We start from the raw sequence: 13,391 nt of genomic DNA, 5'->3' as shown, positions 1-13,391 counted from the left end.
AAATATGCAAAAATTGTGGTATCGAAGCTTGCAGTGCTAGCACTTAATTTGTATTATGGCGGCACGTTACGGTGAGATGGGTGAGTGGCTGAAACCACGTCCCTGCTAAGGACGCATACGGGTAACTGTATCGAGGGTTCGAATCCCTCTCTCACCGCCACGCTTTACTTATGTCGCGCTCATAGCTCAGCTGGATAGAGCACTTGGCTACGAACTAAGGGGTCGGGAGTTCGAATCTCTCTGAGCGCACCAATAAGTAAACCGAACAGTAACGTATCGCCTAAATTGGCACACAAGTAATGCGCTCATAGCTCAGCTGGATAGAGCACTTGGCTACGAACTAAGGGGTCGGGAGTTCGAATCTCTCTGAGCGCACCAACTTAAACAATCAACCGCTTAAATGCGGCTTTTTTGTGCCTGAAATTTAGTAAACTCAAACAATAATCAGTTTATTAAAAAGAATAGCGTACTCATGGTTTTACGTTAAAATTCTTTTGAATCGTCCAATATCTGTGCATTTGATTGCAAAATGATGAATTAATACTTAACAGCCAGAAAAAAACACGTATAATGCACCCCATCAAGTCGTCGCGCTCATAGCTCAGCTGGATAGAGCACTTGGCTACGAACTAAGGGGTCGGGAGTTCGAATCTCTCTGAGCGCACCAACTTGAAATAAAAAACCGCACTTTTGATGCGGTTTTTTTGCATCTACACTATCTAAAAATGATGAAATTTTTGTGTCAAAAGCATGACCATTGTTTTACGTCTGGCTTTGAGCGAATAAACACGAAAAAAATAAGGAAAGTGCTCAATCTAGTGTAAGATTTAGCTCAATTTGAATGACTTGATGATGAGCTTATGTCTGACACGCAGCCAGCATTGTCTTTGCGCTATTTTTTAAATTTAGAAGAATCTCAAGACGGCTTTGCCCTTGCGACTTTTGGTAAAAAACAATTTACCCGTTTTATTACACCGTTGATTAGTGTGGCGATTATTGCTTGGGGCTTTTATTTGGGCTTCGATGGGGTAGGTCGCTATTATGTTGCACTCGGTGCTTTCTTTTTAATCTTGCAAACTTTAATGCGTTATTGGTTTTTGCCAATGATGTTTAAACGCCAGTTTGTAAAATACCAATTTGGAAAAAGCGAGCAAGGCATTGATTTATTTCAGGACTATGCCGAGCTGTATGCCAATGGTCGTAAACAGGTATTTCATTATAACGAGGTGCAAAATTTCGCTGTGGGTAAACTCACCTATATGCTGGAATTAAAAAATCGTACAGTGGTGATTGTACCGAAACGTGCATTTAATCTGCCTGCAGAACAAACGGTTTTTGAAAATACTTTTAAAAAGTAAGTTCTAATTTTCCCAATTTACGAGTTATTCGAGGATGATCATGAGTACACGTCCATCTAAAATTGTCTGTGTCGGTCGCAGTTATGCAGACCATGCCAAAGAATTAGGTAATGCTGTACCTGATCATCCTGTGTTATTTATTAAACCGCCAAGCAGTTTACGCAGTTTAAGTGATGGGATTACGTGGAATAAGGTCTGGGGCAATTGTCACTATGAATGTGAATTGAGTTTACGCATTGACCAGCCTTTAAATGCAGACACAGATCCTGCCAAAGTATTGGATGCTGTAAGTGCAGTGACTTTGGGCTTGGATTTAACTTTGCGTGAATTGCAGGATGAACTTAAGAAAAAAGGACAGCCGTGGGAACGAGCCAAAGCGTTTGACGGTTCTTGTGTGTTGGCAGATTGGGTGGATGTATCGGAAATTCAGGACTGGAAAAACGTGCAATATCGTTTGGACATTAATGATGAATTACGTCAGCAAGGCGATACCAGTTTATTGATTTTTGATATTGCGGCATTGTTGGCAGATATTAGCCAAGTATTTAGTTTAGAACCTGGTGATGTGGTAATGACTGGTACACCTGCAGGGGTGGCAGCATTACAGTCGGGCGATCAGTTGAAGATGACCTTACAAGGACGTACTCAGGCATTTGTCTGGACGACTTTTGTAAAATAAATAGTGGTGTAAACGGTGATGTCATCAAAAGATGAGTATCACCGTTTTGTACTTGCTTTTAAATCCAATGGTTATACTTTCAGTAAATGCTGAAATTTACTGCGTAATTTATTCAGTTTCGGTGGAATGGAAAAATTGCAGTAGCCCTGATTTGGATTTTTGGCAAAGAAATTCTGATGATAGTCTTCTGCAGGGTAAAATTCAGGTGCTGCACTGAGTTCAGTCACAACATTCACACCTTCAGCTTGTAAGGCTGCAATCATCTCGGCGGCAGCTTGTTGCTGTGTAGCATCTAAATAATAAATCACAGAGCGGTATTGTGTGCCGACATCATTGCCCTGACGGTTTAATGTGGTTGGGTCGTGTGTGGCAAAAAACACCTCAAGTAATTGTGAATAGCTGATCTGCTGCTCATCAAAATCAATCAAAATGACTTCTGCATGTCCGCTGTCGCCACGGCAAATATCTTCATAGCTTGGGTTTAAGGTATGTCCACCTGCATAACCGCTGGTGACTTTTTCTACGCCTTGCAGTTGTAAAAATACGGCTTCGACACACCAGAAACATCCGCCACCAAACAATGCTTGTTGCATGATTTTGTCCTTATATTTTATGAATAAACCATTTTAAGCCTGTCTATTATTTGGCTTAGCCGTTAACGTGCAGCCGTTGGTGTTTCAAATTGAATCAGTAAATTTCCATGGCGATCTAGCAATTTCAGGGTTTTACCATAGACCTGATAATGCGTCACTTTATTTAGGGCTTCATGAAATTTCTGATCTAAGTTGTTGTTATTTAAGCAAGCCATTCGCGTGGTTGCCAATTGCCCCAATTGTAGGGTGTCACGTCCTGCGACATAACTACCGCTGAGTCGGTTACAACTATCTGAACCTGTGACTGTTTGTGTGGCGGCATCAAAGTTTAAATATGGCAAGTTTTGGCGGTTTGCTTCTGTTTTTAACATGCTGTTGCCCAATTGCGTAGCAGTCCATGTACGTTGTACTAAGTTGGCTTGATTGATTGCGCTAATTTGGCTTGCACTCGTTTGAGTTGGCATAGTTTCACATCCTGATAAAGCAATCATTGCACCCAATAAGGTGATCCCGAAGTATTTTTTTAGCATGGAATGATCTCTAATTTTTTGAAATTGTTGCTATCTAAACAAATTATGCGCCGTGGCTCTAGTTAAATTTGTATGTTTGCTGCAACTTTTTCCAAGATATGGTGTGGTTTTTTCTCTGAATTGATTGTATCTGCGCAAAATGACCAAAATAGGTCAGGGCAGCACTTTGTTCTGATAAGTCGGATGCGAATAAGGCGTGCTGATGTTTGCTGAAGAATCGAGCTGCACGCCTTGTCGAATGAGCGCGGAAAAGTCTTGGCTGTGGATATCTTTTAAGTTTTCCACACGTGGGTTAATGTGGGCACGTTGATACCAAGTTTGCATATCCCAACGATGATCCAGCGCATGCAAATCATATAAATAATTGGGTAAATAACCCGAAGCAAACAGACGATAGTCGGCAGGGAAACGTTTTTGAGATACTGCCTGAATCATGTCAAACAGCAGCGTGGTGCAATTACTGGTCAACGTATTATACCAACGCGCTTTGGCGGCTAAAGCATCGGCTTTATGCAGATATTCCTGAAACAGTGCTTGTGCTTCTTGTGGATTGAGCTGGATCGGGAAAAAATAAACTTGCTCACCCCGAATATTGCTGCGGGTGTAGATGATATCTTTTTCATCGGCAGCGACAAGGCTGAGTTCATATTGCCGAAAGAAGCCACCAATCGCAGAAAACTCTTCGTGTTTTTCTTTGCGAATTTCAATGGAAAAGGTGAGTGGCGCTTGATCGGCAAAGTCAAAACTGACTAAGGTATGCGCAATTTTTGGCCCCATCCAGTAAGAGGTGATGATATTCACCCCCGTAATCTGTTTCAGGTTAAATTGGCGGGTTTCCCAACGTTCGGTATAGCGACCATCGGCATGCCAGTCAAAATTGCGGACATTGTGCAGCGTGACCTGATCTTGTACTTGTTCATAATGCAGCATACGGGCTACTTCAGGGTTCCAGTCACGGTCTTGCTTGGCATCCATCCCAAAATACCAAAACAGCCCCAAGGCAAAACCCAAAAGATAAACCAAAATATCCTGATTGCGACTGAGCAAATGCTGAGTGATATAAATGCCCAAAATGCTGAGGGTGAAGGCTAGCCAAGTCCCAATCAGCACACGGCTCATTAACCAACCCAAAGGCTGATGAATCCACAAGGCCATACTGAGCCAAATAGAAGAAAGAACGACACCTAAACTGAAGATGAAATGCAGCATCCGCCATTCCTGAGGCAAAGTTAAATTCCGTTTAAGTCATCATAATCAAATATTGCCAAGGCTGTCAGCATTATTTTTGATAGCGGGCAAACTCAAAGGCAATCCCTGATTTTTCATCGACATGCTGTTCTGAGGCCACTTTTTTAAACTCGGCAGGAATGGCAGGATAATGCGCATCTCCCTGAACATCTAGTTCAATATGCGTCAGTTCCAAACGGTCAGCAATCGGCATAGTTTGGCTAAAAATTTCACCACCACCAATAATAAATAAAGTGTTTGGTTTTTCTGAGGCTTGAACATCGGCAACGGCTTGTTGCAAGGCATCTTCAATGCTATGCGCCACTTTTGTGCCTTCAAATGCCCAGTTTGGGTCGCGGGTAATCACCCAATTGACACGTTTAGGCAGGGTGCGTCCCATCGACTCCAAGGTTTTGCGTCCCATAATCACCACGCCACCTTGGGTGATTTCTTTGAAGTGTTTTAAGTCTGCCGAAATATGCCACGGCAATTGGTTACCCTGACCAATGCAGCGTTGTTGATCCATAGCGACTACGTGTACAACTTCTAAATTTTGAAATGACATAATTAGGCTCGTATTTTCTTAGTCTGCCAAGCATCTTTTGGGGACGTTGGGGCAATTTAAATGTTGAGATGATAAATCTAGCAACAGGCAATTAAACAGCGACAGGTGCTTTAATTGCAGGATGTGACTCATAGCCTACAATTTCAATATCTTCAAATTTAAAATCGAAAATATCTTTGATTTCAGGATTGAGTTTTAACTGACATAACGCCAGTGGTTCACGGCTTAGCTGTAACTGTGCCTGTTCAAAGTGGTTGGCATATAAATGCGTATCGCCACCTGTCCAGACAAAATCTCCGACTTCTAAATCACAGACTTGCGCGATCATGTGGGTTAGTAAAGCATAGCTGGCAATATTAAAAGGCACGCCTAAAAACACATCGGCACTGCGTTGATATAGCTGGCATGAGAGTTTGCCGTTGTGCACAAAAAACTGGAATAAAGTATGGCAAGGCGGTAAAGCAACTTGACCTGCTTCTTTCGGGTTCCAGCCTGACACGATTAAACGACGTGAATTTGGATTGGTTTTAATTTCATTGATTAACCATGCAATTTGGTCAAAACCATCTTGCTCATACAGACCATCGGCTTTTTGTGTTGCACCAAAATTACGCCATTGATGTCCGTACACTGGGCCAAGTTCACCTTCAGGACGACCAAAGCGCGCGGTTTGTTCTGCGGTAGACCATTCATCCCAAATACTGACTTTATGTTCTTGGAGATATTTGACGTTGGTATCGCCTTTTAAAAACCATAACAGCTCAATTACGATAGAACGGAAATGTACTTTTTTGGTAGTCAGCAGTGGAAAACCTTGTGCAAGGTTAAAACGCATTTGGTGCCCAAACACTGAACGTGTGCCTGTTCCGGTACGGTCACCTTTGTCGCCACCATGGTCAAGAATATGTTGGAGTAGGTCTAAATACTGGCGCATAGCGTTCTCTGGTCAAGCAAAAGAAATATTTTTTGTTTGGGCAATTCGATGCCCAGTAAATCAGAAAGAATAATAGCAGAGTTTTTAAAGTTGTGACTTTATTGTGTGTCGGAAGCGTGATGTTGATGCAGTAAAGCCAACGGCGAAAACAGGCAAATAGCCAAAGCGGTAAAGCCAATGCCTTGAGCGCCCGACAGTAAAATTTCACCGTGTTGAATCTGCATGAAAATTATTGCGAGTAACAACGCCAGTGGAATCCAAGTCAATAGTCGTGCCAACCAACCTGTGGGATGTTGTGCAGTAAAATGAATTTTGCAGTAACGACAAATTAAAAAAACAATACCTGTGGCCAGAAACATTAAAATCGCATCGAGCTTTAAGGGTTCTAAGAAGTATACCGCTGCAGTGACCAGCGCGATCACCATCAGCAGGGCAATTTTCTTTGTGACCGCAACCTGTGGGTTAAACCAAAATTCAAGCATGTGAGATATTGATGTCTGAAAAGTGTAAGTAATAGATAGCACTGTAGCATAAAAAAGGCGAAGATTGACTTCGCCTGAATGGATGAAACCTGCATTTAAATGGGTAGTAGCTTAGCTGTTTTTTTGCGGCCCCCAATCATAAATTTTCTTTTGATAGGCATACCACATCATCCAGAAACCGACCAAAATCATTGGTAAGCTCAGGAATTGTCCCTTACTCATCCATGCAATAAAGAGCTGACCATGATCGGGTTCGCGGAAAAATTCGACAACAAAGCGCGCCAAACCATAACCAATCAGGAATAGGGCAGACACTGCCATGCGTGGACGTGGCTTTGAACTAAACCACCACAGTACAATAAACAGGATTAGACCTTCACATAAGGCTTGATACAATTGCGATGGATGACGTACCAATTGTAAAGGATCGGTCGGGAAAATCATCCCCAAAGCAAAATTCGGATCGGTCACAGGGCGACCATATAATTCACCACCAATAAAGTTACCAATACGACCAAACATTAGACCTGTAGGTACACATGGGGCAATAAAATCCAAAGTTTGAAACCACGTCATTTTGTATTTTTTACACCAGAACAGCATGGCTAAAATCACGCCCAGAAAGCCGCCATGGAAACTCATGCCGCCTGTCCAGACTTGGAATAACCACAGTGGATTTTCCAAAAATTGTTCAAAGCCGTAGAAAAACACATAACCGACACGTCCACCAATCACCACGCCCAAAGCGCCGTAAAAAATCAGGTCGGAAACCATGTCTGGTGTCCAGCCACGTTGTTTGGCACGGTAAGTTGCCAAACCCCATGCAAATAAAAATGCCAGTAAATACATCAAGCCATACCAATGGACTTGTAAAGGCCCGAGCGAAATAGCAACGGGGTCAATATTTGGATAGGTGAGCATTCCTGTTCCTTGTGATTCTGTTTTGCACAGATTTTAGCTGAATGTGATGAAAAATGTTGTACATTCAATGTGTAAAGATCAAGAGTTTAAATTATGTGTATTGTGGCATTGGCTTGGCAGGTCTTGACAGACACACCACTGTGTTTGATTTCAAATCGAGATGAGTTCTATCGACGTCCGACAGCAGCACTGGCAGCATGGTCTGATAGTCCAATTGTTGCAGGGCAAGATTTAGAATCGGGCGGTACGTGGATGGGCATTACCCCATCGGGACGCTGGGCTGTGATTACCAATTATCGTGATGCGAATGATGTTCGTGAATATCCAACTTCACGTGGGCATATTATTCAGGCTTTTTTAGAATCTGAGCAAACGCCTATCCGTTTTGCGCAAGCCTTAGAAAAACAGCAATGTGAATATGCAGGTTTTAATTTATTTGTGGGTGACACCACTCAAGCGGTGTACATGAGTAACCGTGGAGAAGCGCCGCAGGTTTTAGCTAAAGGCGTTTATGTGGTGTCGAATGGATTGATGAGTGACCCTTGGGAGAAAACTGCACGCTTACGCAAACGCTTTACGCAGGAGTTTTTACCGATGCTGCAATTGCCTGATCTTGCAACGGCAGAGCTAAATGCTGCGGCGTGGGATATTTTGCAAGATGAACGCAAAGTTGCATCTGAATTGTTACCGCAAACAGGGATTTCATTGGAGATGGAAGCGTTGTTGTCATCGACTTTTATTCAAAGTCCACTTTACGGTACACGTTGTTCCAATTTTTTACGTATGCAGGCGCAGCAATTTACATGGCTGGAAAAAACACAATATGGTGAGCAAAAGGGAGATATTGTGCAGCAACAGTTGAACATTGAGGCATAAAAAATGCCGACGTGATGTCGGCATTTTTAATTTATGGATGTTATCCAGCAATTGCTTTGCCGTCTTTACGGGTGATGACAACCGTTGCTGAACGAGGACGTGCAGTTTTATTGTTCATGTCAGTTTGTGTTGCAGGCCAATGGCTGCTTGGCGCATCAAAACTCTTTGAATCTTCACCTGGGTGCTGAACGTTAATAAAGATTGCTTTGTAGTCAGGTGTCATGGTTACACCTGTAATTTCACATTCTTTTGGCCCAACAAGGAAGCGACGTAAGTTTTTATCGGTGACTTGAGCACCAGCAATTGTACTTTGATCACCAACAGTTTTTACAACACCGCCATCACCAACTTGACCAGGTAGTGCTGCTAACATCATACAGTTTGTAACATCTGTATATGCGCCATCATCTGTTTGAATCCAAAGAACACCACGTGGGTCAAACCACATACCATCTGGACTTGAGAAGTCGTTTGCATCGCTTAAATTAGAAAGGTTAATTGTCGGATCCATACTTGCTTCAGCACCAAATAGATAGATATCCCATTCAAATGATGTTGCTGCAGTATTCTCTTCTTTAAAGCGGATAATATGACCATTGACGTTACCTTTACCACCTTCAGGATCGGTGTAGTTACGTGGGTTTGCAGGATCTGTTGCATAGCTTGAACCACGGTTCGAGTTATTGGTTAAAGTCACGTACACTTCACCATTTTCAGGGTTTACAGCAACCCATTCTGGACGATCCATTTTTGTAGCTCCTACAGCATCTGCTGCAAGACGAGCAAAAGTAAGGACATCCGCTTGTGAGCTAAATGGGTAAATAGCGTTTGTTTCGGTTAAGCCATTTTTACCATAAGCCAGTTCAATCCACTCTCCTGTGCCTGATGCATTAAATTTAGCGACATAGAATTTCCCTGAATTCATATATTTGTCGCCAGCTCGATAGCCACCATTCACATCTTTAGGATCCCATGTTGCATCTGATACAAATTTGTAGATGTACTCACCGCGCGAGTCATCGCCCATATAGAATGCAAATTTTTGCCCTTCAATTGCGCGGCTGGCGCGACAGTCTTCGTGAGCAAAACGACCTAATGCAGTACGTTTTACTGGGTTTGAGCGGCTATCGAATGGATCAATTTCTACAATCCAGCCAAATGTATTTGGCGCATTACGATAGTCTTGAGTTGCAGACTCTTTGGTTACGTTAGCAGCCCAACGATCATACATGTCTTGAGATTCAAAACCAGCTTCTGCTGTTTCCCAACCATAGCGTGAAGATTTATTCAAATACACGATGCGATCTTGCTCATCGCGTTCTGGAATTTTTTTACCATCAGCATCTAAAATATAAATGATGTTGTTTTTCGCATCACGTTTAACACTACCGTCTGCATTTTTTTCAGTTTGATAAGAGATCTCTAAGCCTAAGCCATAGCGTTTAAGTGCTATTTTTTCAGCTTCACTACGGGCTGAGTATTGGTCTGTACCTGAGCGTTGGAAATAACCAATAAAATTTTCTTCAGCAGTTAAATAAGTGCCCCATGGTGTATAACCATTACCACAGTTATTTTGTGTGCCTCGAGTTTGACGACCAGCGGGAGAGAATGCTGTGTGCAGTAATGGAGAACCAGCTACAGGCCCTGCAAAATCCATGACAGTCGAAGCTGTAATACGACGGTTAAATGGTGATGACTTCACAATCTCTACAGCTTGAGTTTCAGCATTTTTCTTAATATGAACGACTGAAACACCGTGTGCATTTACTTCACGAATCACTTCATCTTCTGGGCGACGTCCATCCTTTTTAGTTGCGCCTTTTGGATGTAAGAAGGTTTGGTTGATATATTCGTGGTTCAAAACCAATAAGCCATGATCTGATGCATTTTCATCATAACGACCAGTTTTAGTACTTAAGCCAAAATAGCTCATGCCATCGTGACAGTCACCAGAGCGGAATTGGAAACTTGGGCCAGATGGAACATCTGCATCTGCATTCCAATTGCTATAAGAAGGATTGATTGAGTCACCTAAAGCATATAATACAGTTGCTTGGTAACCTTCAGGAACAGTAACAATATCATTTAAATTTTTATCTACAGCTTTAAATGTTAATGTTTCAGGCTTGGTATTGGGTTCTTCTTTACTTGTTGGTGGTGTTACATTTGTATCTTCATCATCATCACTACATGCAGATAAAGAAGAAGCTAAAGCTAAAGCTGCTGCACCGCTTGCAGTTTTTTTAATTAAACTGCGACGGCTCATGCGTTGTTCTAGAATGTCACGAAAGTGCGTATTGTCTGAAGTGTTATTATCTAACTCTTGATCTTCATTGTAAGGCATAAAATCAGTCATTTTTTTTCCTAGCAAATTGCTTAGTCGTTTGAAAGTTATATGTAAATTAGTGGCTAAACATGACATGCGGGTTAAGCTTATGTGTCAAACTGATTAAATCCGTTCAGTTGTGATCTACACGCACAAAAAAAGAAGCAACCATGTGCTTCTTTTTAAAATTCAATATTTTAGATTAGCTGTGACTGACTCGGCGCTTCTCAATTAATTTGCCAAAAAACAAACCAATTTCAAACAGCATCCACATCGGAATGGCAAGCATGATCATCGATAAAGCGTCTGGCGGTGTGACAAACATGGCCACAAAAAAACAGCCAACAATAATAAAGCGACGTTTTTCAACCAAAGTTTGCGTAGACACGACACCAATCATAATCAGCAAAAGTGTGACAATTGGAATCTCAAAGGTAAAACCAAAAACCAAAAACAGCTTCAAACAAAACGTAAGATAGCTATTAATGTCGGTCATCGGGGCGACTGTTTCAGGGGAAACGCTAATGAAAAAGTGCAGAATGGATGGCAAGGCGACAAAGTAAGCAAAGCTAATTCCGATATAGAACAAGCAAATACTGCCGATCAGCAAAGGCAGCGCCAAACTTTTTTCTTTTTCATATAACGCTGGTTTTACGAATGCCCAAATCTGATACAAAATAAATGGCATCGCAATGAACAGCGCGACAAAAAAGTTTAGTTTAAACGGCGCCATAAAGGTTGCGGTAACATCAGTCGCAATCATGGTTGATGTATGTGGCAACTGTGCACGTAATGGTTCCGACAATACTTGATAAGTTTTATTGGCAAAGGGCAATAAACAGAAGAATAAGGCAAGAATAAGCCCTACAATTTTAAAAAGATGATTACGCAGCACCATCAAGTGCTTGGTAATTGGCATTTCTTCTAATGCGGCTTGCTCTGCCTTCACAGGCAAATGTGAAAGCTCAGAAGCGTTTGATTGGCTCATACTGCAACCTTCATTTCAGTATAGGGCGCTGTAGTATGTTGTAGCGCAGATAAATTTGAATGTGATGTCATTTTAGTTTTAGGGAGTAACACCGCAGAGGTTTTTTCAGTATTTAAAACCAAGGTGTAATGATGCTGTTGTAAGGTATTTTTTGATACGGCATGCGGGGAATGTGTGCTTTTTGCAGTTATATCTTCAAATATTTTTTCTTGCTGCATTTCATGCATTTGTGCTTGCATCTTTGCTTCAAGTTCCTGAATACGCGCCATTTCTTGCTGCATTTGCTCGCGTAATTCAGATAAACGCAATTCGCGGTCAATGTCATTTTGAACATTACTGACCATACGTTTAATTTTAGCGTACCACTTGCCGACAAAACGCGCTGCTTCAGGGAGTTTTTCAGGACCCAGCACCAATAATGCAATGATGCCGAAAATCAGCAGTTCCGTCATTCCAATATTGAGCATAATCTCAAACCCTCAGCCTTAATGCTTTACAGTCGAATTTACATCACTGCTATTGGCTTGATGTTCAATCGTACGAGGTTCTTTCAGTTGCGCCGCTTCTGCCTCATCATCTTTTATTGATTTTTTAAAATCTTTGACCGCGCCACCTACATCTTTACCTAAGTTTTTAAGCTTAGATGTACCAAATAATAAAATGACCACAATTGCAAAAATCAGCACGTGCCAAATAGATAATCCTGCCATGATTTAGACCTCTCAATAGTTGAGCCTATCTCAACAGGTCTGTATGACAATGCGGTGACGAATGTGTTGCGATTTGACGACAAGGGATGTTTGACCTGATTTGTAAAGCTTGAAAATAAAACAGCCCGTGTTTGAAAACGGGCTGTAAGATCAATCACATCTGTTAAATCTAAGCTTGTAAACTTGCTTTAAACAGTTGCATCGCCTGACCACGGTGACTGATTTTATTCTTTTCTGCTTTCGACATTTCTGCGCTCGACACTCCCAATTCAGGCAACCAAAAGAGCGGGTCATAGCCAAAACCATTTTCACCACGAGCTTCTGCTAAAATCTCGCCTTTCCAAATACCTTGGAAAATTTGTGGTAATGGATCATCGGCATGTTCAACCAAAGCCAAAACACAAACAAACATACCTTCAATTGCTGCGCCGTCTTGACGTAGTGGTTTGAGTTTATTCAAAAGTTTTTCATTGTTGGCTGCATCATTGCCATGTTCGCCTGCAAAACGTGCAGAATAAATCCCCGGTGCGCCGCCTAAAATAGGCACACATAAACCAGAGTCATCTGCAATGGCAGGCTTTCCTGAAATTTTTGCGGCATGGCGTGCTTTTAAAATGGCATTTTCAACAAAGCTCAAACCATCTTCAACAGCATCTTCAATATTTAGTTGACCTTGCGGAATCACTTGCACAGGCAAGTCTAATTGCGCAAACAGGGTTTCAAATTCTGCAATTTTTCCCTTGTTATTGCTTGCTAAAACCAAAGTACCTTGAGCGCGCCAATCAGTTACAGCCATAATTCAGATCTTAATTCAAAATAATATTGGATATTTTAACGGATTTTGCAGACTTAAAAGTTTAATCTTGCACAGATTTGTTTTCATACATGCTAATAATATTTAGGTTTCAAAAAGTAGGGGAATCATGATGAGCAAAATATCAGAGATTTACCGTTATTCGAGTCAGCACCGCGCATTACTGCAGCAAAGTGAGCGTTGTGGCTGTTTTTACTGTCTGGAAACTTTTGCTTATAGCGAAATTGAAGATTGGTGTGATGATGAGCAAACCGCAATTTGTCCGCATTGTGGTATAGATGCGGTATTAGGTTCTGCTGCAGTAGAAGAATTCAGCCCTGAACTGCTACAGGCCATGCAGGCAGTTTATTTCGGATAAAACAAAAAGCACCCGAAGGTGCTTTGAGAT

General features: G+C 41.8%; 16 protein-coding genes and 4 tRNA genes. 8 read left to right on the top strand and 12 right to left on the bottom strand.

The features are described 5' to 3' along the window. The first annotated feature begins 70 nt into the window (after positions 1 to 70). The 6 genes from FTU92_RS00965 (at position 71) to FTU92_RS00940 (ending at position 2,037) form a co-directional block, all read left to right on the top strand. A tRNA-Ser gene (locus FTU92_RS00965) sits at positions 71 to 160 on the top strand. A gap of 15 nt (positions 161 to 175) precedes the next feature. Further along, positions 176 to 252, top strand: a tRNA-Arg gene (locus tag FTU92_RS00960). A 49-nt stretch (positions 253 to 301) separates the two neighbouring features. Next, positions 302 to 378, top strand: a tRNA-Arg gene (locus FTU92_RS00955). Between the two features lie 212 nt (positions 379 to 590). Further along, positions 591 to 667, top strand: a tRNA-Arg gene (locus FTU92_RS00950). 193 nt (positions 668 to 860) lie between these two features. Continuing rightward, on the top strand, positions 861 to 1,358 hold the full coding sequence (locus FTU92_RS00945) for a YcxB family protein (protein ID WP_096901373.1): 498 nt from the start codon (positions 861 to 863) through the stop codon (positions 1,356 to 1,358). Positions 1,359 to 1,398: 40 nt separating this feature from the next. Then, positions 1,399 to 2,037 carry a fumarylacetoacetate hydrolase family protein gene (locus tag FTU92_RS00940; protein ID WP_154320311.1) on the top strand — a complete coding sequence of 213 codons (639 nt, stop codon included), beginning with the start codon at positions 1,399 to 1,401 and terminating at the stop codon, positions 2,035 to 2,037. A 71-nt stretch (positions 2,038 to 2,108) separates the two neighbouring features. On the opposite strand, the gene msrA is transcribed toward FTU92_RS00940, so the two are convergent. The 7 genes from msrA to lgt form a co-directional block, all read right to left on the bottom strand. Beyond that, on the bottom strand, positions 2,109 to 2,630 hold the full coding sequence (gene msrA / locus FTU92_RS00935; protein ID WP_004974785.1) for a peptide-methionine (S)-S-oxide reductase MsrA: 522 nt from the start codon (positions 2,628 to 2,630) through the stop codon (positions 2,109 to 2,111). A 62-nt stretch (positions 2,631 to 2,692) separates the two neighbouring features. After that, positions 2,693 to 3,160: an META domain-containing protein gene (locus FTU92_RS00930; RefSeq protein WP_004974787.1), complete on the bottom strand. Its 468-nt coding sequence runs from the start codon at positions 3,158 to 3,160 to the stop codon at positions 2,693 to 2,695. Positions 3,161 to 3,313: 153 nt separating this feature from the next. Further along, positions 3,314 to 4,369 (bottom strand): DUF4105 domain-containing protein, encoded by a 1,056-nt coding sequence (locus FTU92_RS00925; RefSeq protein ID WP_131260577.1) that lies wholly within the window; start codon positions 4,367 to 4,369, stop codon positions 3,314 to 3,316. A 70-nt stretch (positions 4,370 to 4,439) separates the two neighbouring features. Continuing rightward, positions 4,440 to 4,952: a dihydrofolate reductase gene (locus FTU92_RS00920; RefSeq protein WP_004974792.1), complete on the bottom strand. Its 513-nt coding sequence runs from the start codon at positions 4,950 to 4,952 to the stop codon at positions 4,440 to 4,442. A 91-nt stretch (positions 4,953 to 5,043) separates the two neighbouring features. Beyond that, the gene (thyA, locus tag FTU92_RS00915) at positions 5,044 to 5,886 is read right to left on the bottom strand and encodes a thymidylate synthase (RefSeq protein ID WP_004974795.1); all 843 of its coding nucleotides are present in this window, start codon (positions 5,884 to 5,886) and stop codon (positions 5,044 to 5,046) included. A gap of 98 nt (positions 5,887 to 5,984) precedes the next feature. After that, complete coding sequence (locus tag FTU92_RS00910; RefSeq protein ID WP_004974797.1) at positions 5,985 to 6,368, bottom strand: AzlD domain-containing protein; 384 nt, start codon at positions 6,366 to 6,368, stop codon at positions 5,985 to 5,987. A gap of 111 nt (positions 6,369 to 6,479) precedes the next feature. Then, positions 6,480 to 7,289 (bottom strand): prolipoprotein diacylglyceryl transferase, encoded by an 810-nt coding sequence (gene lgt, locus FTU92_RS00905; RefSeq protein ID WP_096901379.1) that lies wholly within the window; start codon positions 7,287 to 7,289, stop codon positions 6,480 to 6,482. A 93-nt stretch (positions 7,290 to 7,382) separates the two neighbouring features. Here lgt and FTU92_RS00900 point away from each other — a divergent pair, with 93 nt between their 5' ends. After that, positions 7,383 to 8,165 (top strand): NRDE family protein, encoded by a 783-nt coding sequence (locus tag FTU92_RS00900; RefSeq protein ID WP_004974805.1) that lies wholly within the window; start codon positions 7,383 to 7,385, stop codon positions 8,163 to 8,165. 40 nt (positions 8,166 to 8,205) lie between these two features. Here FTU92_RS00900 and FTU92_RS00895 read toward each other — a convergent pair whose 3' ends face one another. From FTU92_RS00895 to rdgB, 5 genes are all read right to left on the bottom strand, one after another. Next, positions 8,206 to 10,521: a PhoX family phosphatase gene (locus FTU92_RS00895; RefSeq protein ID WP_131260576.1), complete on the bottom strand. Its 2,316-nt coding sequence runs from the start codon at positions 10,519 to 10,521 to the stop codon at positions 8,206 to 8,208. A 172-nt stretch (positions 10,522 to 10,693) separates the two neighbouring features. After that, on the bottom strand, positions 10,694 to 11,479 hold the full coding sequence (gene tatC, locus FTU92_RS00890) for a twin-arginine translocase subunit TatC (protein ID WP_004974811.1): 786 nt from the start codon (positions 11,477 to 11,479) through the stop codon (positions 10,694 to 10,696). Beyond that, entirely contained in the window at positions 11,476 to 11,946 is a 471-nt protein-coding gene (gene tatB, locus FTU92_RS00885; protein WP_167846331.1) for a Sec-independent protein translocase protein TatB, read from the bottom strand. The genes tatC and tatB overlap by 4 nt, the downstream gene beginning before the upstream one ends. An 18-nt stretch (positions 11,947 to 11,964) precedes the next feature. After that, complete coding sequence (gene tatA / locus FTU92_RS00880; RefSeq protein WP_004974820.1) at positions 11,965 to 12,189, bottom strand: Sec-independent protein translocase subunit TatA; 225 nt, start codon at positions 12,187 to 12,189, stop codon at positions 11,965 to 11,967. Positions 12,190 to 12,358: 169 nt separating this feature from the next. Beyond that, complete coding sequence (gene rdgB / locus FTU92_RS00875; RefSeq protein ID WP_154320316.1) at positions 12,359 to 12,985, bottom strand: RdgB/HAM1 family non-canonical purine NTP pyrophosphatase; 627 nt, start codon at positions 12,983 to 12,985, stop codon at positions 12,359 to 12,361. Between the two features lie 130 nt (positions 12,986 to 13,115). Here rdgB and FTU92_RS00870 point away from each other — a divergent pair, with 130 nt between their 5' ends. Then, positions 13,116 to 13,361: a cytoplasmic protein gene (locus tag FTU92_RS00870; protein ID WP_242769824.1), complete on the top strand. Its 246-nt coding sequence runs from the start codon at positions 13,116 to 13,118 to the stop codon at positions 13,359 to 13,361. Positions 13,362 to 13,391 lie beyond the last annotated feature (30 nt).

The organism is Acinetobacter sp. YH12205 (assembly GCF_013418125.1).
Classification (GTDB): Bacteria; Pseudomonadota; Gammaproteobacteria; order Pseudomonadales; family Moraxellaceae; genus Acinetobacter; species Acinetobacter towneri.
This window is presented reverse-complemented; position numbering and strand designations above follow the sequence as displayed.